At 41.0% G+C, this 25821-nt stretch carries 25 protein-coding genes; 6 read left to right on the top strand and 19 right to left on the bottom strand.

Annotated elements, in window-relative coordinates:
- Positions 1-35: 35 nt before the first annotated feature.
- Together pomA and MED121_RS06390 are read left to right on the top strand one after the other, a co-directional pair.
- On the top strand, positions 36-791 hold the full coding sequence (pomA, locus tag MED121_RS06395) for a flagellar motor protein PomA (RefSeq protein ID WP_009832820.1): 756 nt from the start codon (positions 36-38) through the stop codon (positions 789-791).
- Between the two features lie 30 nt (positions 792-821).
- A complete protein-coding gene (locus MED121_RS06390) occupies positions 822-1826 on the top strand; it encodes a flagellar motor protein MotB (protein ID WP_036178850.1) in 1005 nt (334 codons plus the stop codon).
- Between the two features lie 17 nt (positions 1827-1843).
- Here MED121_RS06390 and MED121_RS06385 read toward each other — a convergent pair whose 3' ends face one another.
- Complete coding sequence (locus MED121_RS06385; protein ID WP_009832818.1) at positions 1844-2635, bottom strand: DUF6279 family lipoprotein; 792 nt, start codon at positions 2633-2635, stop codon at positions 1844-1846.
- Positions 2636-2757: 122 nt separating this feature from the next.
- Between MED121_RS06385 and dapB the strand changes: the two genes are divergently transcribed.
- Positions 2758-3558, top strand: coding sequence for a 4-hydroxy-tetrahydrodipicolinate reductase (dapB, locus tag MED121_RS06380; protein ID WP_036179542.1), 801 nt, complete (start codon positions 2758-2760; stop codon positions 3556-3558).
- A gap of 94 nt (positions 3559-3652) precedes the next feature.
- Here the strand turns inward: dapB and MED121_RS06375 are convergent, their stop codons facing one another.
- The 17 genes from MED121_RS06375 to MED121_RS06295 all read right to left on the bottom strand — a co-directional run bounded on the left by MED121_RS06375 (position 3653) and on the right by MED121_RS06295 (position 21026).
- Entirely contained in the window at positions 3653-5191 is a 1539-nt protein-coding gene (locus MED121_RS06375; RefSeq protein ID WP_009832816.1) for a SulP family inorganic anion transporter, read from the bottom strand.
- Between the two features lie 398 nt (positions 5192-5589).
- The gene (locus MED121_RS06370) at positions 5590-6117 is read right to left on the bottom strand and encodes a response regulator transcription factor (RefSeq protein ID WP_009832815.1); all 528 of its coding nucleotides are present in this window, start codon (positions 6115-6117) and stop codon (positions 5590-5592) included.
- A 21-nt stretch (positions 6118-6138) separates the two neighbouring features.
- Positions 6139-7386, bottom strand: a complete 1248-nt coding sequence (locus tag MED121_RS06365; RefSeq protein WP_009832814.1) for an ATP-binding protein — start codon at positions 7384-7386, stop codon at positions 6139-6141.
- A 201-nt stretch (positions 7387-7587) separates the two neighbouring features.
- On the bottom strand, positions 7588-8796 hold the full coding sequence (locus MED121_RS06360; RefSeq protein WP_009832813.1) for a glycine betaine/L-proline ABC transporter ATP-binding protein: 1209 nt from the start codon (positions 8794-8796) through the stop codon (positions 7588-7590).
- Positions 8789-9688, bottom strand: a complete 900-nt coding sequence (locus MED121_RS06355; RefSeq protein WP_009832812.1) for a proline/glycine betaine ABC transporter permease — start codon at positions 9686-9688, stop codon at positions 8789-8791. Before MED121_RS06355 ends, MED121_RS06360 begins: the two co-directional genes overlap by 8 nt.
- Positions 9689-9786: 98 nt before the next feature.
- Positions 9787-10782 carry an ABC transporter substrate-binding protein gene (locus MED121_RS06350; protein WP_009832811.1) on the bottom strand — a complete coding sequence of 332 codons (996 nt, stop codon included), beginning with the start codon at positions 10780-10782 and terminating at the stop codon, positions 9787-9789.
- 221 nt (positions 10783-11003) lie between these two features.
- Positions 11004-11483: a MarR family transcriptional regulator gene (locus MED121_RS06345; RefSeq protein ID WP_009832809.1), complete on the bottom strand. Its 480-nt coding sequence runs from the start codon at positions 11481-11483 to the stop codon at positions 11004-11006.
- Between the two features lie 548 nt (positions 11484-12031).
- Positions 12032-13381 carry a sodium-dependent transporter gene (locus tag MED121_RS06340; protein WP_009832807.1) on the bottom strand — a complete coding sequence of 450 codons (1350 nt, stop codon included), beginning with the start codon at positions 13379-13381 and terminating at the stop codon, positions 12032-12034.
- Between the two features lie 265 nt (positions 13382-13646).
- Positions 13647-14702, bottom strand: a complete 1056-nt coding sequence (locus MED121_RS06335) for a response regulator (protein ID WP_009832806.1) — start codon at positions 14700-14702, stop codon at positions 13647-13649.
- 2 nt (positions 14703-14704) lie between these two features.
- The gene (locus tag MED121_RS06330) at positions 14705-15085 is read right to left on the bottom strand and encodes a response regulator (RefSeq protein WP_009832805.1); all 381 of its coding nucleotides are present in this window, start codon (positions 15083-15085) and stop codon (positions 14705-14707) included.
- 184 nt (positions 15086-15269) lie between these two features.
- Positions 15270-15851 carry a HupE/UreJ family protein gene (locus MED121_RS06325; RefSeq protein ID WP_009832804.1) on the bottom strand — a complete coding sequence of 194 codons (582 nt, stop codon included), beginning with the start codon at positions 15849-15851 and terminating at the stop codon, positions 15270-15272.
- 31 nt (positions 15852-15882) lie between these two features.
- Positions 15883-16533 carry an urease accessory protein UreG gene (gene ureG, locus MED121_RS06320; protein ID WP_009832803.1) on the bottom strand — a complete coding sequence of 217 codons (651 nt, stop codon included), beginning with the start codon at positions 16531-16533 and terminating at the stop codon, positions 15883-15885.
- 34 nt (positions 16534-16567) lie between these two features.
- On the bottom strand, positions 16568-17239 hold the full coding sequence (locus tag MED121_RS06315; protein WP_036178846.1) for an urease accessory UreF family protein: 672 nt from the start codon (positions 17237-17239) through the stop codon (positions 16568-16570).
- Positions 17220-17663, bottom strand: coding sequence for an urease accessory protein UreE (gene ureE, locus MED121_RS06310; protein ID WP_009832801.1), 444 nt, complete (start codon positions 17661-17663; stop codon positions 17220-17222). Before ureE ends, MED121_RS06315 begins: the two co-directional genes overlap by 20 nt.
- A 10-nt stretch (positions 17664-17673) precedes the next feature.
- The gene (ureC, locus tag MED121_RS06305) at positions 17674-19746 is read right to left on the bottom strand and encodes an urease subunit alpha (protein WP_116371562.1); all 2073 of its coding nucleotides are present in this window, start codon (positions 19744-19746) and stop codon (positions 17674-17676) included.
- Between the two features lie 20 nt (positions 19747-19766).
- On the bottom strand, positions 19767-20069 hold the full coding sequence (locus MED121_RS06300; RefSeq protein ID WP_009832799.1) for an urease subunit gamma: 303 nt from the start codon (positions 20067-20069) through the stop codon (positions 19767-19769).
- Positions 20070-20081: 12 nt separating this feature from the next.
- Positions 20082-21026, bottom strand: a complete 945-nt coding sequence (locus MED121_RS06295) for an urease accessory protein UreD (RefSeq protein ID WP_009832798.1) — start codon at positions 21024-21026, stop codon at positions 20082-20084.
- Positions 21027-21701: 675 nt separating this feature from the next.
- Here MED121_RS06295 and MED121_RS23635 point away from each other — a divergent pair.
- Both MED121_RS23635 and MED121_RS06280 read left to right on the top strand, forming a co-directional pair.
- Positions 21702-23048 carry a hypothetical protein gene (locus tag MED121_RS23635; RefSeq protein ID WP_009832796.1) on the top strand — a complete coding sequence of 449 codons (1347 nt, stop codon included), beginning with the start codon at positions 21702-21704 and terminating at the stop codon, positions 23046-23048.
- Between the two features lie 88 nt (positions 23049-23136).
- Positions 23137-23748, top strand: a complete 612-nt coding sequence (locus tag MED121_RS06280) for a 3'-5' exonuclease (protein ID WP_009832795.1) — start codon at positions 23137-23139, stop codon at positions 23746-23748.
- An 84-nt stretch (positions 23749-23832) separates the two neighbouring features.
- On the opposite strand, the gene MED121_RS06275 is transcribed toward MED121_RS06280, so the two are convergent.
- Entirely contained in the window at positions 23833-25209 is a 1377-nt protein-coding gene (locus tag MED121_RS06275) for a ferredoxin reductase family protein (RefSeq protein WP_009832794.1), read from the bottom strand.
- Between the two features lie 103 nt (positions 25210-25312).
- Here MED121_RS06275 and MED121_RS06270 point away from each other — a divergent pair, with 103 nt between their 5' ends.
- Positions 25313-25795: an AAA family ATPase gene (locus MED121_RS06270; RefSeq protein WP_036178840.1), complete on the top strand. Its 483-nt coding sequence runs from the start codon at positions 25313-25315 to the stop codon at positions 25793-25795.
- Positions 25796-25821 lie beyond the last annotated feature (26 nt).

Genomic DNA, 25821 nt, shown 5'->3' with positions numbered 1-25821 from the left:
GTTTGGCATAGCAATCTACTCGTTAGGAGATTAGTTTGGATTTAGCAACGTTAGTCGGTTTGGTTGGGTCGTTTGCGATCATCATTTCGGCAATCATATTAGGTGGTTCTGCGGGTATGTTTTTGGACCCCGCCTCCTGCCTAATTGTGTTAATCGGTTCTACTTTTGTAGTGCTAATGCAGTACCCGCTGAGTCAGTTTCTCGGTGCAGGTAAAGTGGCGGCTAAAGCCTTCATGTTTAAAAGCGTACCACTCGATGCGCTTATCGATGAAATTTTCAATCTTGCTGATGCTGCCCGTAAAGGTGGTCTCCTGTCTCTTGAAGGTATGGATGTTAGTCACCCTTTCATGTCTAAGGGCATACAAATGCTTGTGGACGGTCATGACGGCTCTGTTGTTAAAAGCCAAATGAATAAAGACATGAAAATGGCTTTTGAACGACATGATGCTGGCGCTAAAGTTTTCAAGGCTTTAGGTGATACAGGCCCTGCTATGGGGATGATAGGGACTCTGATCGGCTTGGTTCAGATGCTTGCTAACATGGATGATCCCAAGTCCATTGGTCCTGCGATGGCGGTTGCGCTTTTAACGACACTCTATGGCGCTATGCTCGCAAATATGGTTGCTATACCGATTCAGGCAAAGCTTGAAAATCGGGCAAACGAAGAGCTAAAAGCACAACAATTGATTATTGATGCCTTGCTTGCTATTCAAGCAGGTCAAAACCCTCGTGTAATTGATGGTCTACTGAAAACCTATATTGCCGAAGGCAAACGTATTGAACGTGAATAAAAGCAATTTAGCTGCTGGAATACCTAACTCATGAGTGATGAAGAAGAATCGGAATGCCCCGAGTGTATCGAGGGACTCCCCGCCTACATGGGAACATTCGCCGACTTGATGTCGCTATTAATGTGTTTCTTTGTATTGCTACTGTCTTTTGCCGAAATGGATGTGTTGAAATTTAAACAGCTTGCTGGTTCTATGCGAGAAGCTTTTGGTGTGCAAAAGCAAATTGAAGCGAAATCGATTCCGACTGGTACCTCTATTATCGCGCAAGAATTTAGCCCAGGTAAGCCTGAGCCAACACCTATAAATGAAGTTCGTCAGAAAGTAGATGAAAGGCCTGAAAATACACTTGAGGTTCTATGTAAACCTGGTGAAGACGATTTAAATGAAAAAGAGGGTGTTGGTGCTCAAGGGGAAGCATATGTTGATAAGTCAACTGCTGACCTTGAAAGAGAAAAACAGGTTAAGCAAACAGAAGAAGATGCTAAACAAATTTCCTCTGTTTTAAGGGAGGAAATCTCTAAGGGGACCGTTGAGGTAGAAACGCAAGAGCGTACTATTACTATTCGCTTAAAAGAAAAGGGTTCATTTGAATCAGGCTCTGCCGAGTTGAATTTTGACTTTATCCCCATTATTGACATGATTCGAGACGTGCTAATTGGTATTCAAGGTACGATTGCAGTGGAAGGCCATACAGATAACATTCCCGTCAATAGTGGACGTTTTGGTTCTAACTGGCAGTTATCATCAGCGCGTGCCATTTCTGTTGCCGAAGAGTTATTCGCTACAGGGCAGTTAGAGCAGAAACGTTTTTCTGTGACAGGTTATGCAGATACTAGACCATTAGCACCAAACGACACCTTTTTTAATCGTGCCAGTAACCGTCGAGTTGAGCTGATTATTAAGCAAAATGATCTCTCAGAAGCGCGTTTTAATAATGCCTTTGATAGCTTTAATAATGCTTTTGAAAACTCTGAAATCGATGGTAATGACGATGATGCTGCGACATTTGAGCTGACTCCTGACGAAATATTTTAGCTTTATTGATGACATTTCTATTGGTTAGAAATGTCATCAAGTATCTCTTCATACTCTGATAGTTTTTTAAGTATTGCTGCTATCTGTTGCTCATCTGCGTATTGCCAAATACGGTACCAATCTTCTTTTTCGCTATAGTTATTCTTGGTAGAAGGTTCCATTGTTTGTAACAAAATAGATTTGATTGATTCTGTTCTTTCTTCTTGGGGGAGCATGCTTGCTGTTTTAAATGCCTTTAACCAAGCGCGATTCTCTGCATGCCAGAGAGGCCTCTGAGCACTGCGTTTGGTATTGATTTGGGTAAGAATCTGAACCTGTTCTTCATTGAGTGATCCATACCAATCTTCTGTTCTCTCTTTCATCTTGCTTAGTCTTTCTTTAAGCGTTTTTGCATTCGAACTCTTTTCATTAATCTGATGAGTGAGGTTCTTAGTAATTTGTTGATACTGCTTATCACTTAACGTTGCTAAAAGGGGAGCTAAATTCGGCTCGATATAATCTCGAATATTCTTCCAAAACTGTCTTACTTCTTGGCGATAATAATCTGCTTTTGTCGGGGAGATGGTCTGTTGTTTGATATCTTGTTTAAACTCATTAAAAAGCCTTTGATACTTAGGAAGCTCACTGCCTCGATGCCACTGAATAAAGCTGTTTGTCGCAGCAGATAAGGCCGCTTTTTGTTTCTTTTCAAGACGGACATAATCAGCAGCATACCAGAGAACAACATAATCAAAATGTTTGTAAGCTGTGCTGCCTAGACTACAAGCAGTTAAGATGACACTGATAAAAATGATCAAGAAGACTTTCATGTTTACTTTCCATGGCTTAAACAGATACTCCTTATCTTATCCTAATTGCTGTCGGAAATAGCTGAGATTTTATTCTGTTTTTGTTATTGTTGGCGGCATAATTAATGTGGGATAAAAAGATGATGCGAGTGGCAATTATTGGCGCTTCTGGGCGTATGGGTAAAAATTTAATTACGGCAGTAAATGATGCCGCTGGCTGTGTTGTTGGTGCTGCAATTGTTAAAACTGGCAGCAGCTTAGTGGGAGCTGATGCGGGTGAAATAGCAGGTGTAGGCAAGCTTAATGTTGCTATGGTTGATTCTCTAGCGGCTTGTGTAAATGATTTTGATGTGCTGATTGATTTCACTACCCCAGCATTAACAATTGAAAATGCTCGGTTTTGTGCTGCTCACCAAAAAGCGATTGTTGTGGGCACAACAGGACTCACTGAAGATGAAAAAGCGGCCCTTGATGAATGTGCTACCCAGACTCAGGTGGTTTTTGCGCCTAATATGAGTGTTGGTGTTAACCTAACGCTAAAGCTATTAGCGACTGCCGCTAAGATCTTGGGTGACGAGTATGATGTTGAAATAGTTGAAGCACATCATAGACATAAAGTGGATTCACCATCTGGCACAGCTATTAAGATGGGCGAAGTGGTTGCCGAAGCATTAGGCCGTGATTTAAAAGAGTGCGCAGTGTATGGCCGTGAAGGTCAAATTGGCCCTAGAACTCAAAAAGAGATCGGCTTTGAGACAATTCGTGCAGGGGATGTTGTGGGTGATCACAGTGTGTGGTTTGCAACCGAAGGTGAGCGTATTGAAATCGTTCATAAAGCGAGTAGTCGTATGACATTTGCTAAAGGCGCTGTGAGAGCTGCTGAGTGGCTAAAAGGCAAGTCTGCAGGTATGTATGATATGCAAGATGTTCTAGATCTTAAATAGCAGAGTAGCGCTACTTTTTAAGAAAAAAGAATATTAAAAAAGGCCGTATTCAATGAATACGGCCTTTTTAGTTTTTGCGATTTGCTTGCCTTGATTAACCTAGTTTGTCGGAAGCAACGGCATAGCTTGGATCTTCTATGTAGTTAACTTCTACTAGGTTGCCTGCTTTTTTCAACAAAAGCTGGCATTCGCGGCTTAGGTGCCTGATATGTAATCGTTTACCTGCTTTTTCATATCTATCAGCCAAGGCGTCGATGGCTTCTAAACCCGAATGATCAGCTACACGAGAACGTAAGAACTCAACGACAACATCATCCGGGTCATTCTTAGGGTCAAATAACTCCATGAAGTTGCTCACTGAACCAAAGAATAATGGACCATCAAGTTCGTATACTTTCCAACCATTCTCATCAAGATAAGACTTGGTTTGAATGTGCTTTGCATGTTCCCAAGCAAATACAAGGGCCGCCACGATAACACCAACAAATACGGCAATCGCAAGGTCTGTAAATACGGTAACAGCAGAAACAAGCACAATAATGAAGGCATCTTGCTTTGGAATCTTTTTGATGATCCTAAAGCTAGACCATTCAAACGTGCCAATAACCACCATGAACATAACACCCACAAGGGCTGCCAGAGGAATCTGTTCAATTAGGAAGGCACCAAATAAGATAAACAACATTAAGCCTACAGCAGCACTGATACCCGATAGTCGACCACGACCACCAGAGTTAATGTTAATCATGCTTTGGCCTATCATGGCACAACCGCCCATACCTCCAAAGAAGCCTGTCACTATGTTTGCAGAGCCTTGAGCAATACATTCTTTGTTACCACGGCCACGGGTTTCTGTCATTTCATCAATCAGACGTAGTGTTAGCAGAGACTCAATCAGACCAATCGCTGCAAGAATAAAAGCGTAAGGCGCTATGATAGCAAGTGTTTCAAAGCTGAAAGGCACCATAGGAATAGAGAAGCTCGGTAATCCACCGGCAATAGAGGCATTGATATCACCTGTCATGGTTGCGACAAAATCAACCACGGTTCTTGCTTCTAAGTTTAGGAAGGTCGATAAGAAGGTAACAAATACTATCGCCGCTAAAGAGGAAGGAATTGCGGTGGTGAATTTAGGTAGGAAGTGAATAATCGCCATTGTTAATGCGACTAATCCTAACATGATGTATAGCTCTGACCCTTGCATCCAGACAAGCGCACCTTCAGCATCTGGCACTTTGAACTGACCTAATTGTGCTAAGAAAATCACAATGGCAAGACCATTAACAAAGCCTAGCATAACTGGGTAAGGTACGATTCGAATGAACTTACCTAAATGGAGTACCCCAGCAAGTACTTGAATGATCCCCATTAGGACAACTGTTGCGAATAGGTATTCAACACCATGATTTGCAACTAGCGCTACCATGACAACAGCCAGTGCACCTGTGGCACCAGAAATCATGCCTGGACGACCACCAAATGCAGCCGTAATAAAACCAACGATCGCTGCAGCGTATAGACCAACAAGTGGAGCAACACCTGCAACAAAAGCAAATGCAACCGCCTCTGGAACTAGGGCAAGTGCAACCGTAAGACCCGATAATAAATCGTTCTTAATATTCGATTTAGACATTTAGTCAGAATCCTGATTAAGTTAGGAAGGAAGGCCGATGATTTTAGTTCAGTTTTTAGTCTGCTTCATCTAAAAATTCAATATTTTCGGAGAAAAACAGCTAGCAAACCATCATCGTCGTAAATTTGGCGCAAGTTTATCAGATTGACATGAGTCATCCAAATATCATTCAGTTAAGTTCGCCTTCTTGCTCTAGTATTGAGTAGCGCAAGTTGCGCGAAAAGCCTGGGGCAAATTAGATCTTGGCTTTTCTAATTAACAAGCGCATCAGCAGTTTAAGCTGTGGTTAAATAGACCGAGACTAAGTTGTGCTCCTGTTGCGCTTTTTGTCATAAGTTAAGTGATTTGACCTAGTCGCTGGATTGGAAGGCTTATTCGCGTCACCTTTTTGCCGCCTATTAATGAGTGGCTGGATGTTTTTGGAGTTTTCGCTGTAAGGTGCGTCTATGCATACCTAGCGCCCTTGCAGTGGCTGAAATATTGCCATTATTTTCTGCCATTACTCTGTGAATGTGCTCCCACTCCATACGGTCAACGGATAAAGGTTTGGTTGCGATACTTACTTCTTCAGTTTTGTTACCAAGCAAGGCTGCATAAATATCATCACCAGAGGCGGGTTTGCACAGATAGTCTTGAGCGCCACGTTTAATAGCTTCGACCGTGGTTGGGATACTGGCATATCCCGTTAGAACCACGACTTTTAAGTCTGGCTGAATACTGAGAAGTTGCGTCAGTATGCCAAGGCCAGACTCGTGTTCTAGTTTTAAATCAAGGGTGGCGTAGGTAAAACTTTCTTTTTCTAATAAAGCATAAGCTTCAGCGCCATTCATCGCTGTAGAGACAAGAAGTCCTCGCCTTTCCATTGCCCGCTTAAGGGTGGAAGTGAGTACATCGTCATCATCAATTATTAACAGCTTAGTATTCATCGTAGTAATTTTTTTCCGTTGCTAGGTTTGTTTTTCGGCAAAAGGGATGGTGATACGAGTTAGGGTTCCACCTTCTTCTACTGGGTATAGCGCAACCGTACCGCCGCGTCTTGCAACAGAGGCATTGGATAGGAAGAAACCGATCCCCATTCCATCTTTTGTCGTTGTTAGCTTTTGTCCCAGCCTTTCAAGTACCTGATTTGATATGCCAGCCCCGTGATCTTTTATGGTGAGAATGAACTCTTCAAGATTCCACTTTGCTTTAATTTCAATGGCATTTGGGTTTGCATCAGCAGCATTGTTTAATAAATTTAAAAAAGCCTGATCTAAAGTGGGATCTACTTTAATAAAAGGGGACGCTCCTGCTTTTACTTGATAGTTTAAGCTGACATCAGGCCTTAAAATTCGCCATTTATCTAATACTTTTTCCATATATTGAGTCGCGTCAGTAATGTCATTATGCCAATGTTCATTAATACGCGCCTCTTCAGACAAGTTGCGCAGGATTTGCGTGCAATTATCTAGTTGAGTTTTTAATTGTTGAACATCTTTATGTGCTGTTTCGTTGTCTTTTATATCTAATAGGAGCTCTTCAATAATTAACTTCATACTGTTAAGTGGCGTTCCTAGCTCATGGGCTGTTCCTGCAGCATGGGTTGCTATGGCCAAAATCTGTTCGTCTTGAAGTAGATGTTCACGGCTATCTGAAAGCCAACTTTGCTGCTTTCTCATATAACCTACGATATGGGTAATAAAGCCAGTAATAAAAATACAGCACATGGCGAAATTAAACCAAAGCGCAAAGTGTGACAGGGTTAGGTTTAAACTTTTTTCAGTAAATTCTGGTAAGGGTAAGTTGTAAACACTCAAAAAACTGAAAGCTATAATGGCACTCACCGCCACACAAACAACGTGGCTTAAGGGCAAAACAACAGCCGAAATACTTAAGGGAACAAGGAAGTAAAAAATGAAAGGGTTATCCGTGCCGCCACTCAAATAAAATATGGCGCTGAGCTCAGCAATATCGAGCAGGATTTGGAATAGATATGATTTGTTACCTGGTAATTCTGGGTTGCGAAGCTGAACCCATAAAATGCCGTTAATTAAGGCATAGACAGCAATGATAGCCGCCATTAATGCGGTGTTTTCAACCGTATCGAAAAAGAGAAAAATAATCAGAACACAAATCGCTTGCCCCATGATGGCAATGGCTCTTAATTGGAGTAGCACACGCCAATTGTGTCTTGGTTCTAATGCTGGATTATCCATAACTTTCCCTCGTGTATGCTGGCCTAAAAATAGATGCGGTATGAGAGTGACTGCTTGTTCTAATAGATTATTATAAGCGAATTAAAGTTTAGATGAAGAATTAGTATTCAGTTCTTAAGAAAAGGCTGATATTTGAAGGGATAGTTTGGATAAATCAAGCTCAGGTTAGTGTCTTACTAACCTGAGCTGGCTTTGGCTAGATTAGGACTCTAGCACTTGAGCTATTTCTGATCTTGGAATACTGCCAACCAACTTGCCTTCTTCACAGGTCACAGGGAGTGCAAAGTTATGACCTAAAGCTTCAGGAATGGCTGATTGCAAAGATTGATCAGGAGATACGCTAGGAACTTTAATCAATAGTTCATCACAACAAATATCCATGGCATTGTCGTTAGCAGCAACTTGTTCTAGTTGTACGCGAGTGACGACTCCTTGATACCCATCTTGGTTGCTAACAAATCCATATTCCTGTTGATTTTCATTCAATGAATGAATTGCAGATTCAACACTTTGAGAACCTAAGATATTACCTATATCTTGCATCAGAGTTTGCGTATTTAATGCACGAGCTCGGTTAACGTCTTTAACAAAAGCTTCGACATAGTCATCAGCTGGATGAAGAAGAATATCAACAGGTTTACCTACTTGAGAAAGAATGCCATCTTTTAAGATAGCAATACGATCACCGATACGTAGCGCTTCATCTAAATCATGGGTGATAAAGATGATGGTTTTTTTCAATTTAGCTTGAAGCTCAATCAGTTGATCTTGCATTTCACTACGAATTAGCGGGTCAAGAGCTGAAAATGCTTCATCCATTAGCAGGATTTCCGCATTTGTGCACAAGGCTCTTGCCAGGCCAACCCTTTGTTGTTGGCCCCCTGATAATTGAGCCGGATATTGATCTCCGTAACCTGCGAGTCCAACCGTTTCTAGCCATTGATTCGCACTTGCAAGACGTTCTTTTTTATCCACATTTTGTATAGCAAGACCATAGGCAACATTGTCCAACACGGTACGGTGTGGCATTAAACCAAAGTGCTGAAATACCATGGACATCTTGTGACGGCGAAACTGAATCAGTTCTTCGTCAGATAATTGCATGATGTCTTCACCTTCAACCTTGATTTGACCTTCAGTTGGGTCAATCAGGCGGTTAAAGTGTCGAATCATGGTGGACTTACCTGAACCAGATAATCCCATGATAACGAAAATCTCACCTCGTTTTACATCTAGGTTAATGTCTCTTAAGCCAACAGTGTGTCCTGTTTCAGCAAGGACTTCATCTTTGCTTTTACCTGCTTTTACCATAGGGAGTACAGACTTGGCTTTGTTGCCAAATACCTGATACAAACCACTAATCTCAATCAGGGTTTCTAAATCAGTAGAGGCCTTATTTAAACTAGTCATTATTCATGCCTCCAAGGTGTTTTTGAGTGCGTTTTGCATAAGTCTGAGATACTCGGTCAAATATGATTGCCAAGGCAACAATTGCCAGACCATTGAAAAGACCTAAAGTAAAATACTGGTTGGTGATTGACTTAAGAACGGGTTGCCCCAAACCTTTTACACCTATCATAGATGCCACCACAACCATGGCAAGTGCCATCATAATTGTTTGGTTAATGCCTGCCATAATAGTTGGCATGGCAAGAGGCAGTTGAATACCGAATAAACGTTGTTTTGCCGTCGCACCAAAGGCGGTAGCGGCTTCTAATGTTTCTTTGTTTACTAGGCGAATACCTAAGTTAGTTAAGCGAATGACAGGTGGAACCGCATAAATAATGACTGCGATAACGCCTGGGATTTTACCTATCCCAAGTAGCATAACGACAGGGATTAAATAAACGAATGCAGGCATGGTCTGCATTACATCAAGTATGGGGGTTACGATAGCTTGTGCTCTATTTGAGCGAGACATCAGAATGCCTGTAGGAATACCTATGCCAATGGAGAGTAAGGTACAGACTGTAATAATACTCAGGGTACGCATGGTGTCATCCCACATTCCCAAAATACCAATTGCCAGTAGGGATGCTAAAACACCGGTGCAAAGTTTCCAAGAGCGGCTCGCTCCGTATACGATAGCTAGAATCACGCCAATGGTAAGCCACCAAGGAGAAGCAATAAGGAGTTTTTCAAACCAAATTAAAAATGTTAGTAAAGGATCAAAAAGGCTTTCAATTGTGTCGCCATAATTGCGAGAGAATTCCCTATAAGCGCCATCGAGTGTTTTTCGTATGGCAATCAGATCGCCACGTTCTAGTTGTGGAAACTTACTTAACCAAGAAGTATCTGACATAGTGAATGTCACCCCGTTATTCGTGTTGCAAAAAATCTTAAGAAAACCCCTATCTAATTTAAATTAGATAGGGGGATAACTAATGTACCGAGAAAGTATTAATTTAGAGACGCTTTAATTTTTGCGGCAACGTCAGCAGACACCCAATTGGTCCACATTTCTTCATTGTTCTTCAAGAAATACTCAGCAGCAATCTCACCATCAGCTTGGTTGAACTCCATCCAAGCTAACAAAACATTCATTTTGTTGTTGGTAAAAGAACGTTTAGTGAAGTAATCATATGCAGCAGGTTCACGTGTCGCAAAGCTTTCTGTTGTCATAGTTTTTACAGGTGCAGGCGGCCACATGCTAGGGCGAGGATCAAGACAGTCTTCTTGGGTTAAACAAGTGGTAAAGTGCTCTTCATCGATGCCAGAACCAAAGTCCACTTTCACCATTTCGTACTTACCTAGTACAGCCGTTGGTGCCCAGTAATAGCCTAACCAACCTTGTCCACGCTCATAAGCACGAGCAATCGAACCAGATAAGCCAGCAGAAGAACCAGGATCAATAATATCAAAGCCTGCTTCTTCCATGCCTAATGCAACATAAAGGTTTTGGGTTGAGATTTGGCAGTTCCAGCCAGCTGGGCAGCTGTATAATGCGCCTAGGCTATCGTCTTCAGGGTGTTTGAATAGTTGAGGGTTTTTCAGGATGCCATCAATGGTTGCTAATGAGCTGTCCATTTCGACTAGGTATTTAGGTACCCAAAAACCTTCTTCGCCACCATCGGATAATGAACTACCAGCAAAGCGTAAACGTTTATCATCAACACCTTTTTGTAGTGCATCACGCATAGCGTTACTCCACATTTCAGGAGCTACATCAGGTTCGCCTTTTTCTATCATGGACGCGCCTGTTGGCATGGTGTCACCAGGAATCAGTTCGATTTCGCAACCATAACCTTCTTCGAGGATGTATTTATCAATATTGGCCATCAAGGATGCTGAATTCCAATTCATATCAGCAATGGTTACTTGACCGCATGAATCAGCAGCAAAACTAGCAGAACTTAATAAGACCATAGCTCCAGCGACAAAAGTTTGTTTATGCATAGAGGGGTACCTTTCTTGTTTAGTTGTTCTATTTAAGGAGATGATTAGTGTTCAAAACATTGAATAGTTTACATCTCTAATTATTAGTGCGCAAATGAATTCAGTAAACGGGCAAGGCGTTGTTTGTTAAAGGTTAGTCGTGATTGGGTAAGTTTTGATCAAATAAAAAAAGCCCTTAAAAATAAGGGCTTTTTTATTGAACTAAAAAAAGAGAAATGCTATTAAAAAGTGTCGCTTGAAACTTCACTTAGTGGGGCTGTGTCGATATTTTCTGCATCCATCATGCTAGCAATTCTTTGTAGGGTAGAAAGGATTTGGTTTTTTTCCCAGCTTTCTAAGTCTTCAAAACGATCAATAAATTTCTCATTTAAAAGTGGTGGGGCATTGTCCAGCATGGTGCGTCCTTCCTCTGTAAGGCGCGCATTTACGATGCGCTTGTCTTTTTGCGCTCGAACCCGCTCTACTAACACCCTGTCTTCTAAGCGGTTTAGGATAGTTGTTACTGTTGCTTGGCTTAGGGAGACATTGTCAGAAATGCGTTTTACCGTGACATCGCCTAGTTCATGGATAGCACTTAACACCATTATCTGCGGTATGGTTAGACCACACTTTTTGACAACTCGCTTAGACTGCAAATCAGTTGCTCTAATTACGCGGCGTAAGTTAATAAGCACATCATGTAATTGTTGTGAATCAGGCATAATTACTTTCTATACAACTTAAAGGTGAGTGTTAAAAATAGTTCGCGGATTATAGGGTTTTGTGCGAACGGTGCAATAGGTATTTAGTAGTTACTAGAGCATTTAGCTCTAATGATTAGATCTCAAAACATTATAGTCATAACTAAATTTATTCAAATGTCATTAAAATGTAAATAGCATTTAATTATTTTTGAAAGTGTTTTCTTCTGCCCGCTGGCTAGCTTCTGCCGTAAATAACTATCAAGACGATTAATAGAATGCATTATCACTGTGTGATTTTCTCGACTAGTATTAAAAAACACAAGCAGGAGTTGGAGCGAATGATGATGGAACCATTAAAATCTAATCTAGAAACTAACAGCATAACCCAATCATTTTTTGATGGCTTAATAGATGTGTTACTACAAAGCTATGAAAGCTACGCCATGAAATAGTTTTTAACATAAGCAATGATATCTTGAGGAAACTGCGATTAAGTCACCTCTTCTAAAAGACATAAAAAAGCCCCAGCCTGGCGTAAGGCGGGGGCTTTTTTTAGCTGAAAGTATTTATTTAAGGTTTAAAACAAATACGATGCTGACAGCAATAGGTGCTACGAAGCGAACTGTAAACATCCATAGGGTATGAAGGCTTTCAGAGATTGCTGTTTCTTCAAGGCTGACTTTCTTAGATACAACCCAACCAGCAAAGAGTGCAGTTAAAATACCACCTAGCGGTAGCATGATGTTTGCGGTTGCATAATCAAGTAAGTCAAACATATTTTTACCGAAGAGTTTGAACTCAGACCATTCGTTAAAGGCTAGTAGGCAAGAAATACCAATCGCCCAAACAATCACACCAAGAATGATCGACGCTTTCACACGAGACCATTTTAGTTTTTCAACTAGGTAAGCAACTGTTGGCTCAAGTAGCGAAATAGCTGATGTCCATGCTGCTACACCCACTAGTAGGAAGAACATGAAGCCAAAGATCTGACCACCAGGCATTTGTCCGAAGGCAACTGGTAAGCTGACAAACATCAGACCTGGGCCTGCACCTGGGTCCATATTGTTAGCAAAAATGATTGGGAAAATCGCTAGACCGGCAATCAAAGCAACAACCGTATCAAGCACTGCAATCGTAATCACTGTATTACCGATAGAGGCTTTTTTCGGCATATAAGCACCGTAAGCCATGATAGTTCCCATACCTAGAGATAAGGTAAAGAAAGAGTGGCCAAGAGCAATTAGTACCGCATCCCAAGATAGCTCACTCGCATCGAAATGGAACATGAAGTCAAAGCCTTCAGCGAAACCATCTGTTGTTGCTGAGTAGCCTAGTAGTATAAGAAGCAAGACGAACAGTGCAGGCATCAAGATACGTGTCGCACGTTCTAGACCTTTATTCACACCACCAATTACAACCACAACGGTCATAATGGCAAACACCGTGTGCCAAAGAAGCATGGTTTTTGGATCGCCTAGCAAACCGTTGAAGATTTCTCCGGCCTTTTCAGAGCTTGCACCAACAAACACACCGCTTCCCATTAGGGCGATATAATGAAGAACCCAACCCGCTACAACAGAGTAGAAAGAGAAAATCATTACGCCAGCTAGCATGCCCATCAAACCTAGGATTGACCATTTGGTTGATTGTTTCGCTTCTTTAGCTAATTCAGTAATGGCATTAATGGGGCTCTTACGTGCACGACGGCCAATAAATACTTCTGCCATCATAATTGGCACGCCCACAAATAAAATACATACAAGGTACATAAGAACGAATGCGCCACCGCCATTCTCACCTGTGATGTAAGGGAATTTCCAAATGTTACCTAGACCAACGGCAGAACCTGTTGCCGCTAAAATGAAGATCCAACGACTCGCCCAGGTGCCGTGGATGGATTGCTTTTCTTGCATAGTTATCTCAACTTATTATCAGTTATCTCATCTTTTTATATGAGCTTTTTTAGGTTGCAGCAAATTAGCTAAAGTTAAATCAAACATGAGACATACCCACATGTCATGTCTGTATTAACACCCTTTATGGGGGGCAAAATGTGCAGGGTGGCGATTATTTCAAAAAGGGCCTCTACTAAGCAACATCTATCTAGTGGATAGCTCTTATTTGTTGAACTTTTGTAGAGAATTTGACGTGATTTTAAGTATTTTAGGTGTTTTTTGGTTAAATTTTGTACTTATTTAGTAGATCTAACAAGGTGTTAAGTTGTTCTGAAGGGAGGGCTTCATTGGATTTATAACAGGTTTGTTCTAGTTGGCCTGCTACCTGAGTAATATCATCAAAACCAAAATTACCCCCACTGCCTTTTAGGGCGTGGGCAAGACGTGCTATTTGCTTGATGTCGATATCGTGTGCGGCAGCTTTCAGGTCAATGACATATTGGTTTAAACCTTCTTGATAGCTCTTTTTCATCTGGGCTAACTCTTTTGCATCAAAGGTGATGTCTTGATTATCTGCTTGGTTATCTAAATAGGTAACGAGTATCTCGTTTAATTTTTTCCTATCGATTGGCTTTGCTAGCCAAGCGTTAAAGCCTAGCTCAAGCAATTGGCTGACTTCATGGTCAAAGACCTGTGCGGTAAAGGCAATAACAGGCGTCTCGCAAGCGGTAGAGCGCATTAATTCTAGCGCTTCCATACCATCCATCACTGGCATTTGAATATCGAGAAAAATTAAATCAAACTCTTGCTCAAGAGTCGCCTCTAGGGCTAATTGACCATTTTCTGCTGTGCTGACCTTGTGCCCCATTTTTTCCAGTAAGGCTTTAATGACCTGACGATTATCTGGATTATCATCGGCACATAAGATGTGTTTAATACGGCTTTCAGATTGTGCTGCGAGTGAATCGAGTGAAAAATTAAGTTCAAGTTGGTTGTTTATATACTCTAAGTGAACTTGATCAATCAATTGGCTAGTTTGGTTAAGTTTTTGGTAGCTGTCACTATCAATTAGAGGCGCTGAAATATTGCTCATGATGAGCTGTGCTTGATTGCTTTCGGTTAGTCGCTCAAATTGTAAACGGCTTGATCCTGCTTGGTAAGATTCTATGTGTAGCTGGATGATTGCGATAAATAGGCGTTGCCATTCATCACTTTGATCTGTTTCACAAAGAGCGAAAATATTCTGGCCCGTTATCTCAAGGTCTATCTCTATACGTTTAGCTTTTTTGCTTAGTCGCCTTTCGCATTTAGTTAAAATCTCAAGAATATTAAAGGCCATGATTACTGCTTCCTACCGTATTTTTTTAAAATAAAATCGATTTTATTAAGAGTGAAAGGCTTCACTAGAAAGCCTTTAGCGCCTAACTTCTTGGCTTTAACTATGTTCTCCACCGTATTGTTGGCAGAGAACATGACGATAGTCGTATTAGGTGATTGCTGTAAAAACTTTGGAATGAGAGTAATGCCTTGCTGATCAGGCAAATCAATATCTAAAAAAATGATATCCGGTCTTAGGAAGGTCATGGTGCGTAATGCTTGTTTGGCATCCGCCGCATCATGGATTTCATAGGTGCCCAAATGGTGTAGAGCTTGCTTGAGAAATTGCCTGACAGAAGAAACGTCATCAACAATTAAAATAGAACTCTCAACTTTACGATTCATAATACATATCTCTTCAAATCAGTCATAAAGCTGAACAAAGAAAAATAATTAGGGAGGTAATTCAGCTGTAGTCATTTTATCTATGAGTCGATAATGAAGCCAGCAAAGCTTACAAAATCCATAAAAATGCTCAAAAAATCAGCATTATTATGGATTTGTAGAGGATTTTTTGCGAATCAGTGCTTTAAGCACCTAATGCTAAGAAGAGTCCTGATAAGGCAATTAAGCTGCCTGTCATACGTGAAACGAGTATTTGATTAAGCGGTGCAATTGCTTTGTTAAACAAAACACCAGCGAGATGGAAAGCAATTGATGCCAATGCAAATCCCATTGCAAAGCCGGTTGCGTGAGCATCGGAAGGAAGCTCCATACCATGCGCTGCACCATGGAAGAAAGCGAAGATGGCAACCAAGCCACTACTAAATACTAAAGGTAGTCGTGCCGAGAAAGCTAATACTAAACCTAGAAAAATCACAGAGGCGATGATGCCTTGCTCAATATAAGGAATGTTCATGCCCGCAATCGCAAGACTAAAGCCCATGATCATAGTAGCAACAAAGGCAAAAGGTGCGGCAAAAATGGCTTTACCCCCAAGGCGTGCTCCCCACAAACCCACAGCAAACATAGCAATAAGGTGATCAAATCCCATCATAGGGTGAAGGAAACCAGACATAAAAGGCATACTGGCATCATGTCCTGAATGGGCGAATGCGCCTGTGGTTAAACTGCCTAGGGCAGCTATCACTAAAAAGTGACTCTTTCTCATAAAGTGTGCTCCATTTAAAGAGAGGTTAAAATTACACAACCGCTTTCGCTGCTGGAATTGTTTTGGATTCTAACATGCCTTGATCAACGATGAATTGAATTATATCGTCTAAACCTTCGGCTTTTTTCAAGTTGGCAAAAACAAAGGGTCTATCTCCTCGCATGCGTTTAGCGTCTTGATCCATGACCTCGAGCGAAGCGCCAACAAGCGGTGCTAAATCGGTTTTATTGATAATCAATAAGTCGGACTTTGTAATACCTGGGCCTCCCTTACGTGGAATCTTATCGCCAGCAGAGACATCAATTACATAGATTGTTAAATCCGATAATTCAGGACTAAAGGTCGCACTTAAATTATCCCCACCGCTTTCGACAAAAACCAAATCTAGGGTTTTATGTCTCTCTAATAAGGTATCTATTGCGGCAAGGTTCATAGACGCATCTTCACGGATAGCAGTATGTGGACAACCGCCGGTTTCTACACCAATGATTCTATCGGCTGACAAGGCCTCATGATGTGTTAAGAATTTGGCATCTTCTTGGGTGTAAATATCATTGGTGACGACGGCGAGGTCATAGTATTCCCTAAGGGCGCTGCATAATGATCTTAATAATGCGGTTTTGCCCGATCCGACTGGGCCACCGACGCCAATTCTTAAGCATTGTTTTTTAGATGTAGACATTTTATTTCCTTGTTAAATTTATTGTTAGGCTGATTTAGGATCTAAATAACCTTGAATACTGTTGTTCATGTCGAGCACTTAAAATGGCAACCATAGGTAAGCCTGCGCCTATATCATCGATAGTCAGCTTTTCAGCCTGCTTTATCGCATGGGGGATGTCGCTTTGCAGCTCCCTTAAAAGTTGTTGTGCTTGTGTTTGGCCTAAGGGAACGAGCTTAGTGGCCGCAGCAACTTGGTTTTCTAACCAGGACCAACTAAAACCTAGAGCCGCAAGAGGATAATCGATTTGCCAATGAGCACATGCAATCGCAAATAAACAGACAAAACTGACTTCGTCTCCTTTTTGAAAAGGAATCCCTATCTCTAAACTCGTTAATAGTCGAGCTAACGCTTCACCCATTGCGGTATCGGTTAACCTGAGTTCTTTACTTTCTCTACAGGCTAAAGATAAGTCGTTAAGTTCATTTAAAGCAGGCCAATCTTTTGCTCGTGCAACAGTCAGGGCATGGTGTAACAGTGCTAGATCCAATTGGCTTAAGTTATGCTCTAATTGAGACTGGATCCAGCCATGTACATCTGCTTCTTTTTTGAGTAAGCCTGCTTCAATAGCAAACTCCATTCCTTGGGAGAAGGCATAACCGCCAACGGGCAGACTAGCACTGCTTAGCTGCAAGAGTCTGAGTAGGCTAGTGTCCGTGGTGAGCATCTTTATACGCTCCAGATTCAGGGACAAAAATGGCCTCTTTATGAGACAGTGTCAGTCCTAAATTTTGTAACATCTCCTCTAGCACATGATCTGGTGTAATGCGCAACCAGCGTTCGCCTATTTGCATTTTGACATGTCGATTTCCAAGGTGGTAACAGGCTTTACTAAAGGTATGCCAGTCTTGGCATTCTGCTTGGGCGACAGCTTCTATTTTACCCGCGACTTGGATATATTTGCCGCATTCAGATTTTAGGTATTCACCGACTTCAAGCGTCTTTCCTCTTTCTAAAAAAATCCGCACTTCTTCCCCGTTTTTACCCAATAGCTTTAACCGTCCTTTACTTCTTTGTTCATGATTAAGCTCTATTTGAGTATGAATATCCTGATGGCAGTGGGTGCCTAGCCTTTGATAAATTTCTAGCATCTTAAAATCCTTAAAATAGACAATACAATTGTGCTAAAGGCAGTTCATTAGATGGCTCACAGGTGAGTAATTCCTTATCTGCCTTTACTTCATAAGTTTGAGAATCAACACTGATATTGGGAAGCCAATCATTAAGTATCATGTCTTTCTTGCTAATAGATCGGGTGTTTTTACAGGCAACCAATTTTCGCTCTAGCTTGAGCTCTTCCTCAATGCCATTGTCTAAGGCTGCTTGGGAGACAAACGTTAAGGACGTTTTGGCTCCCGCTTTACCAAATGAGCCAAACATAGGGCGGTAATGCACTGGTTGCGGGGTAGGAATTGAGGCATTTGGATCTCCCATAGGTGCATTTGCTATCATGCCTCCTTTGATAATAAGAGAAGGTTTAATGCCAAAAAAAGCGGGCTTCCAAAGTATTAAATCGGCAAGCTTACCGGCTTCTATAGAGCCTACTTCATGGGCTATACCATGAGTAATTGCTGGGTTGATTGTGTATTTTGCAATATAGCGACGTGCTCTATAATTATCAGCTTCACGCTCTTTGTCTTCTTTTAAATATCCAAATTGTTGCTTCATTTTATGGGCAGTCTGCCAAGTCCGAGTGATAACTTCACCCACACGTCCCATTGCTTGAGAGTCTGATGAGATCATACTGAAAGCGCCACGGTCATGAAGGATATCTTCAGCAGCAATCGTTTCTTTACGAATACGCGAATCTGCAAAGGCAACATCTTCGGCAATATTAGCGTCCAAGTGATGGCACACCATCAACATGTCTAAATGTTCGTCTACCGTATTATGGGTATAGGGTCTTGTCGGGTTGGTTGATGATGGTAATACATTTGGGTGCGCGCAGGCTTGAATGATGTCGGGAGCATGGCCCCCACCAGCACCTTCAGTGTGATAGGTATGAATCACTCGATTTTTAAAGGCACCTAAAGTGGAATCAACAAAGCCAGACTCGTTTAACGTATCCGTATGTATTGCCACTTGTACATCGTATTTATCTGCCATACTCAGACAATTATCAATTGAGGCTGGCGTGGTGCCCCAATCCTCGTGTAATTTAAGGCCACATGCACCTGCTATTAATTGTTCTTCTAACGCTGCATGTAAACTTGCGTTTCCTTTACCTAAAAAGCCTAAATTCATCGGCATGCTGTCCGTTGCTTGTAGCATCTTATGCATGTACCAAGGACCGGGAGTGACTGTGGTTGCATTAGTGCCTGTGGCAGGTCCAGTACCGCCTCCTATCATGGTGGTGACACCAGAGGTTAGTGCTTCTTCAATTTGTTGCGGGCAGATAAAATGAATATGCGCATCAATACCGCCAGCGGTTAAGATTGAGCCTTCACCAGCGATGACTTCCGTACCTGGGCCGATATTAATATCAATATTATTTTGGATATCTGGATTACCGGCTTTGCCTACTTTGTGAATACGACCATCTTTAATACCGACATCTGCTTTAACGATACCCCAATGATCTAAGATCAAGGCATTGGTAATGACTAAATCAATACTGTCTTTACGAGTTACTTGGCTTTGACCCATGCCATCTCGGATGACTTTGCCGCCACCAAATTTCACTTCATCTCCATATTGAGTAAAATCTTTTTCTACCTGTATCCAAATATCCGTATTACCTAAACGGACTTTATCACCTGTTGTTGGGCCGAACATCTGAGCATAACTTTCTCTATCCATAGTGACTTGATGATGGCTAATAACGCTGTCGGGAATTGTTTGTTTGTGCTCAGTGACAGGCCCCATTATTTCACCGCGAAAACCATAAATGGTCTGACTGCCCGCGTATTCAACTAACTCGACGCTACGGGCTTGACTTGGCTCAAAGCGAACCGCTGTGCCAGATGCAATATTTAGGCGATAGCCTTTAGTCACTTCTCGTTCAAAAGAAAGCGCAGGGTTAACCTCGTAGAAATGGTAGTGAGAACCAATTTGTACGGGTCTATCTCCGGTGTTTTGTACCGTGATTTTAATTTTATTGCGGCCTTCATTAAGCTTGATATCACCAGAAGCGACTCTAATTTCGCCAGGAATCATAGTATGTGTAGATGTCATCTGCTTTCCTTAATGAGGTATTAATTTATTGGGTTATGTACAGTGACTAACTTGGTTCCATCCGGAAAAGTAGCCTCAACCTGTACTTCTTGAATAAGCTCAATGACCCCATCCATAACCTGTTCAGCATTAAGTAGGGTTTTGCCATAACTCATAAGCTGAGCCACGGTTTTACCATCTCTTGCACCCTCAATAATCTCCATGGTGAGATAGGCCATGGCCTCAGGGTAATTTAATTTCAATCCTCTATTGAGGCGTCTTTCAGCTAATAAAGCGGCGGTAAAAACAAGCAGCTTATCTTTTTCTCTTGGTAATAATTCCATCTTATATTCCTTTTATGTCGCCCAAATTCGGGGTATACAAACGTCACGTTTAAGTAGTAAAGGGCGGACTTTTTGCCAACACGCCAGATACATTTGTTTGGCTTGTTCCGATGATTGGCCCAGATAACGAATCAATAGGAAATTTCCAGTTAAGCTCACGCTGGCCATTGCACGGGTATCTTGGCACTGATTAATCTCTTCACAGCTTTTTTGTAAGCTGTCTATCAGGCTTTCAAGTGTGGAATCTTGTTGGTGGCCGTTTGATTGCTCAAAAGGACCGGCAACCATAAGCCCATTGACGGTTTGCTGATTTAGCCCTGCTAGTTGAGTTAATAAACTCAATTTTTTCTGATTGATAAGGATGCGTTCTCGTAATTTGATCCGGCCCTGTTGGCGTATTTCGAGCGTTTGATCTAACTCTCCTTTTTCAAAGGTCTGCTGACTTGCCGGTAAGCCAAAACATGTTATCTCCCAAGCAATAACTTGAGCGCCTTTGGCAAGGTCGATTTGTGTTGTTAGTTTCGCTTTAACATCTGGAAAAAGGATGGTTTCTTGTGGCAGCCATTCTAATTTTGCATTCTCATTTAAGTGAAAGTGATTAGATTGTGATTGCAAACTTTTATCTTTTCTTGCCTTGTATACTCGACCAGCACCTGGAGTGGTGATTAACGTATGAGTTTGCTTTTCTTGTCTGCACTCTAATGTGAGTTGGTCCCCAGACACTAAGCCGCCTGGGGGATGTAATATGTATAAGTGTGCGACTTGTCTACCTTCAGGGTAAAAGGGCTTTTGGATATAAAGTGGCCCTTTATGCTCGCTGTGTTTGAGTACAACGCCTCTCTCTGTTAACGCTAAATTAAGATGTAGAAATGCGTGCCATTGGCTCCCAGTAAGCTTGGCTTTGGGTTCTGTTTGAATAGAACTTGCCTCTAAGGTCGTCGCTAAAATCGGGCTCATTAATTTGGGTCTATCCTTGTTTAAAACAGATTAATTTAGGATAGATAGCAATAAATATTCCAATATCTATAAATGTTGAAATTTAAGTATCGTTGAGAGAGGGAGGCTTAGATTTAGTAGACTAAATCAGGTTTGAAAAATCAAAGCTAGTGAAGAAATGCTTTGTCTTAATGTGTTGGTGCCTTTTTTTGGTGCGATTTGCTGTTTTTATCTAGGTGTGTTGAAAAATAGTGTTCATTATTGGTGCGTTGTGAATGTTTTACTCTTTTTGTCTATTCAATAGGTGAATAAATGAATGAATGTTCTAATGCTCGAAATACTAAGTAATGCTTGAAGTACTACGTAATGCATGGAATAAAAAGCGAGAAACCAAACTCAGGCTCCCTAACTTTCAATGAGTCACTTAATGCGTTATCAAGTTTTAAGTTAGGGACGCTTTTGATTATTAATCGCTTGTTTAATTCCAACTTTTCAGTTACAAAACTCCCTATTAAAACTCTGTACACCTTGATCAACTGCACAATTACTCCATAAAACTTTAATACAATTGTCATAGGTAAATTTGTTATAAATCACTATGACTTAGCCCATGTTTATTAAACAAAGGCCATATTTGATAAGTGGGTTAAGTTGAGATAGTTAGCAATTTCGAAGAGCATTAAAGGGTAAGTAATTATGACGATCACAAGTAGTGTATTAGCCTCGCAAAAAGAGGATGCACTACAGCAAAAACTTAATGCTTCAATGCGTAAAAAGTATTCTGGGCAAAGGGCTTATTTACAAAAAAAGTCACCAGAACAGCTCATCAAACAAGCATTAAGGCTGGACGAAATAGAAGTTGCCGCGCGTAAAAATCGTGGCAAAATTCTAAAACGATTGGATTCGAGTACTCATCTTAGCCAAGGGTACCCCTTGCTCAATCAAGAGTCGTATGCTGAAGCGATTAAAATGCTTCAAGAAAAAATCCGTGGCCATGATAATAATGTTTGTGCCAGGTGGATTTCATTATTTGGCCCCTATGTTGATATTGAAGCTGATCGTAAAATTTTGATTATGCTGACTGATCCCAGTGCAATTGAAAATTATGTCCCTGAAGAGACTCGTAAACGTCTAAAAGAAGGTTATGCCCTAACAAGTCGTGATAGGCGTTTTGTTGCAAATACCAAGTTCAAAATGAAAAGTCTGTTTATGCAGTTTGAGCGAATGAAAATTGCGCAGGCTCAACTTGTTTCACTCTCAAAAGATTTAGCGGCAGAATTTCACGGACGTATTTCTTGCCCACCTGGGGCATTCAATGGGTTAAAAAGCTTTAATGGTGCTTTAGATAAAATCACTAACCGTGAAAGAGAATCAGACTTTGGCGATTTAAAAGATATTGCTCGTATGACGGTTGAATTCGACAATGAATTTGATATGAATATGGCCAGAGATAAAATTGAAGGCAGTGATGAATTTAAACAGGTTCGTCAATATGCCAAGTCCTTAAAAAATCGTTATGGCACGTCTTCTGGTGGCAGTGAGCAAGACCCGCATAACTCTGGTGCGTTAAATTCTGGTTATCAAGATATTAAATTTTTCTTACCTATGGATAATGGCATCATAGGTGAGCTCCAGCTCAATACTAAAGGCATGCTGGTGGCAAAAGAAAAAGAACATCTTATTTACGATCTTATGCGTGCTGCTCCAAAAGGCACGGTAGATGGGGCCGGTTTTACCGTCAACAATCCAGAGGTTTTAAAACCTGTGATGCGTAAGATGAATGATGATTGGTTTAAATTTGTTGGGACTAAAGCGCCTATGACCCGCCAATATTTAATTACCATGAGAATCATGATTGCTAGGCTTGTTAAAAATCAAGGTAGGTCCCTAACCATCACTAAAGCTGAAGTGGCTGCTATGAGTGCGGTAAGTAAGCTTATGTACGCGCAGATAGGGAAGGGCCATAAGATCACTAAAAAAGATGCGATGCCGCCTGAATCTATTTCTATGTATCGTCGTATCTGCAATTACTTTTTCCCTTAAGTATTACAAAATACCCTATCAGGCTGATTTTTTAATCTGATTTTTGCTAATCTACAGGCCTTTAATCCTTCTTTCTTATGGAACTTAGATGCGCGCAGATAGTCTAGTCATTCTTGATTTTGAAACCACGGGATTATCACCAGATCAGGGTGATAGAGCCATTGAAATTGGAGCGGTAAAGCTAGAGGCCGGTGAAGTTGTTGCTGAGTTTCAAGCCCTGATGAATCCTGGGTTTAGTGTTACTTCCTTCATTGAAGGTTACACAGGGATTAGCAATGCCATGTTAGCTCAGGCCGATTCTTGTCGTGAAGTGATGGAAAGCTTTGCTGAGTTCATCGCAGATAATAACCTCATCGCGCATAATGCATCCTTCGATCGTCGTTTTCTAGATGCTGAGTTTTCCCGTTTTAATCATGTCTATCAGGGTGACTTTTCTTGTTCTTTATTATTATCCCGTCGAATTTTTCAAGATGCCCCTAGCCATAGTTTAGGGGCACTTGTTAATTATATTAACTTGAGTGGTACTGGTGATTTTCACCGAGCCTTATATGATGCCCAAATGACAGCTAAATTGTGGATGGCAATGTTAGATAACATTGGGGAACGTTATGGGTTATTTGATCTCAACTTTGAGCAGATTCAACAAGTTTGCAAAACGCCTAAAAAGTCCGTTCATAAGCGTCTTGAAAGTTGGCAATGAGTGATAAGGCTAATGACATTATCATTAGCCTTATCTATTTTAAGCTTATAAATTCAGTGAACTGTGGGAAGGTAACGTGCCTTATTAGAAAGGTAATTTAGTCCAGGCTTGTTTGATTTTAGGGAAACGCATAACTAATAATTTGAGAACCCATTTTACAATCGGGTTGATACCGATACCTGAACGAATCTCAAATACTTCATAATGAAAGCGCCTGCTTGGGACTGATTCAGACTTAAACCAAGTTTGCAGGGTTTTACGAAGTTTAGTCGGGCCACAAAACGAGATCGAAGCCTTTTTAATATCAAATCCTATAGCCTCTTTTATTTGCTCAAGACTAATACGCTTACCTTGTGACGATTCACAAAGGTGCAGATGAAAGCGTGAGCACTTAGCGGCAATTTTTTCTAACTCTTCTAAGTGAACGGCTTGTTCTTTGTTTTGAACGCAGTAAAACAGGTGAGTGCTTTTATCCTCGGTGTCTTTTTGTTTTGATAAGGCTTGAGCCATGGCGACAAAAGGTGTGATGCCTATGCCTGCAGCAACCCAAATTTCATCGCGTTTTCCTAACTTTTTGCCAAAATGGCCGTAAGCTTTGCTCACATTGGCTGTCATACCAATTTCTAAATGTTTAGGGAGCTCTTTAGTGTAATCTCCCAGTGCTTTGATGCTGAATCTTAAGTTGCCCTCTTGGGTGGGCGCTTTACTAATTGTAAAAGGGTGAATCTCTTTTAATTTAGGATGATCAAAAGAAATAAAAGAAAATTGGCCCGCCTGATGGCGAATACTTTTTTGTATTGGCGCTATTTCAAAACTGATGATGTCACCAGTAACCTCTTTGTTAATCACTTTATATGCACGAGTTCCCTTTAATGGATTCTGTTTTTTTGATGCCCTAGCAAAGCCAGAAGTTAGGGTGTAAAAATAAGATAAAATACCTAAACCACATATGCTTAAAATGTACAAACCAAGTGGCGAGGTGAGGTCAAAGGGTTTTGGCATCCAAGCAAAGTGTAAAACAGATATGATAAAGAGTACGCCAATAAACTTATGGGTAAATTTCCATAGTGCGTAAGGGATGAGTGTTATAACTGTGATAAGCAATAAAATTTGTAAACCATCAAACCCCAGTCCGCCTAAATCTTCTGCCAGTTCACCCATACTTGGGGAGCCAAGGCTTTTAATCTCGGCATCTATCTGATCATGTAAAAAAATGACGGCGAGAGAACCTAAACCTAACCATTTATGTAAGACATAGGATTTATCAAGGCCACAAAATAGGGTTTCTACTAATTTAAAGCGCGTGGCTAAAATATAGCAATATGACATACCTAATAAAGCTACAAGTCCAAGATAGTGACTGAATGCTGCTTCCATAGGTAATCCGATATAGCTTTGTATTACGCCGAGTGCCGGTATGATTAAGCAAGAAACAATGAGAATGGTGATAGCAATAAACATAGAAGAGTTACCAAGGTGATAATGAAATTTTTAGTATGTTAACTATGAAAGCTTAAGGTTATATTAAGGATTGTTCGATCAGGGAAAATAGAAAGGGGTTAACATGAAACGAATAATAGTGTTTGGCAACTCAGCATCAGGTAAATCAAGTTTAGCTAAAAAGCTTAGTTTGATTCATAAGCTAGCCCATTTGGATTTAGATACCCTTGCTTGGCAATTAGATGCAGATGTTCCCAAAAGAGCCTCTCTAGCAAACTCAAAAAAAGTGATTGATAGCTTTATTCAAGGGAATGATAACTGGGTTATCGAAGGTTGCTATGCTGACTTACTTTCTCTTGTAACTAAGGAGTCTACACAAGCTTATTTTATGGATCTTCCTATCTCTGAATGTATTGAAAACGCAAAAAAAAGACCTTGGGAGCCTCATAAATATGAATCAAAACAAGCCCAAGACGCTAATTTAGATATGCTTATTGAGTGGATAAGGGCTTATGAGACCCGCGAAGATTGCTTCTCTAAGCAGGCGCATATGGCTTTGTATGATGCATTTGAAGGAGAGAAAACTCGCATAGTCAGGAACGATTGAAATGATAATTTCCCATAACTCATGGA

This window comes from Marinomonas sp. MED121 (genome assembly GCF_000153025.1).
Taxonomy (GTDB): domain Bacteria; phylum Pseudomonadota; class Gammaproteobacteria; order Pseudomonadales; family Marinomonadaceae; genus Marinomonas.
Note: the sequence above shows the minus strand (reverse complement) of the source record. Positions and strands in the feature narration are given on the sequence as shown.

Excerpts from the sequence above, each read along its gene's own strand:
- MED121_RS06390 (WP_036178850.1), top strand. The coding sequence starts at position 822 with ATGAGTGATGAAGAAGAATCGGAATGCCCCGAGTGTATCGAGGGACTC.
- MED121_RS06385 (WP_009832818.1), bottom strand. The coding sequence starts at position 2,635 with ATGAAAGTCTTCTTGATCATTTTTATCAGTGTCATCTTAACTGCTTGT.
- dapB (WP_036179542.1), top strand. The coding sequence starts at position 2,758 with ATGCGAGTGGCAATTATTGGCGCTTCTGGGCGTATGGGTAAAAATTTA.
- MED121_RS06375 (WP_009832816.1), bottom strand. The coding sequence starts at position 5,191 with ATGTCTAAATCGAATATTAAGAACGATTTATTATCGGGTCTTACGGTT.
- MED121_RS06370 (WP_009832815.1), bottom strand. The coding sequence starts at position 6,117 with ATGAATACTAAGCTGTTAATAATTGATGATGACGATGTACTCACTTCC.
- MED121_RS06365 (WP_009832814.1), bottom strand. The coding sequence starts at position 7,386 with ATGGATAATCCAGCATTAGAACCAAGACACAATTGGCGTGTGCTACTC.
- MED121_RS06360 (WP_009832813.1), bottom strand. The coding sequence starts at position 8,796 with ATGACTAGTTTAAATAAGGCCTCTACTGATTTAGAAACCCTGATTGAG.
- MED121_RS06355 (WP_009832812.1), bottom strand. The coding sequence starts at position 9,688 with ATGTCAGATACTTCTTGGTTAAGTAAGTTTCCACAACTAGAACGTGGC.
- MED121_RS06350 (WP_009832811.1), bottom strand. The coding sequence starts at position 10,782 with ATGCATAAACAAACTTTTGTCGCTGGAGCTATGGTCTTATTAAGTTCT.
- MED121_RS06345 (WP_009832809.1), bottom strand. The coding sequence starts at position 11,483 with ATGCCTGATTCACAACAATTACATGATGTGCTTATTAACTTACGCCGC.
- MED121_RS06340 (WP_009832807.1), bottom strand. The coding sequence starts at position 13,381 with ATGCAAGAAAAGCAATCCATCCACGGCACCTGGGCGAGTCGTTGGATC.
- MED121_RS06335 (WP_009832806.1), bottom strand. The coding sequence starts at position 14,702 with ATGGCCTTTAATATTCTTGAGATTTTAACTAAATGCGAAAGGCGACTA.
- MED121_RS06330 (WP_009832805.1), bottom strand. The coding sequence starts at position 15,085 with ATGAATCGTAAAGTTGAGAGTTCTATTTTAATTGTTGATGACGTTTCT.
- MED121_RS06325 (WP_009832804.1), bottom strand. The coding sequence starts at position 15,851 with ATGAGAAAGAGTCACTTTTTAGTGATAGCTGCCCTAGGCAGTTTAACC.
- ureG (WP_009832803.1), bottom strand. The coding sequence starts at position 16,533 with ATGTCTACATCTAAAAAACAATGCTTAAGAATTGGCGTCGGTGGCCCA.
- MED121_RS06315 (WP_036178846.1), bottom strand. The coding sequence starts at position 17,239 with ATGCTCACCACGGACACTAGCCTACTCAGACTCTTGCAGCTAAGCAGT.
- ureE (WP_009832801.1), bottom strand. The coding sequence starts at position 17,663 with ATGCTAGAAATTTATCAAAGGCTAGGCACCCACTGCCATCAGGATATT.
- ureC (WP_116371562.1), bottom strand. The coding sequence starts at position 19,746 with ATGACATCTACACATACTATGATTCCTGGCGAAATTAGAGTCGCTTCT.
- MED121_RS06300 (WP_009832799.1), bottom strand. The coding sequence starts at position 20,069 with ATGGAATTATTACCAAGAGAAAAAGATAAGCTGCTTGTTTTTACCGCC.
- MED121_RS06295 (WP_009832798.1), bottom strand. The coding sequence starts at position 21,026 with ATGAGCCCGATTTTAGCGACGACCTTAGAGGCAAGTTCTATTCAAACA.
- MED121_RS23635 (WP_009832796.1), top strand. The coding sequence starts at position 21,702 with ATGACGATCACAAGTAGTGTATTAGCCTCGCAAAAAGAGGATGCACTA.
- MED121_RS06280 (WP_009832795.1), top strand. The coding sequence starts at position 23,137 with ATGCGCGCAGATAGTCTAGTCATTCTTGATTTTGAAACCACGGGATTA.
- MED121_RS06275 (WP_009832794.1), bottom strand. The coding sequence starts at position 25,209 with ATGTTTATTGCTATCACCATTCTCATTGTTTCTTGCTTAATCATACCG.
- MED121_RS06270 (WP_036178840.1), top strand. The coding sequence starts at position 25,313 with ATGAAACGAATAATAGTGTTTGGCAACTCAGCATCAGGTAAATCAAGT.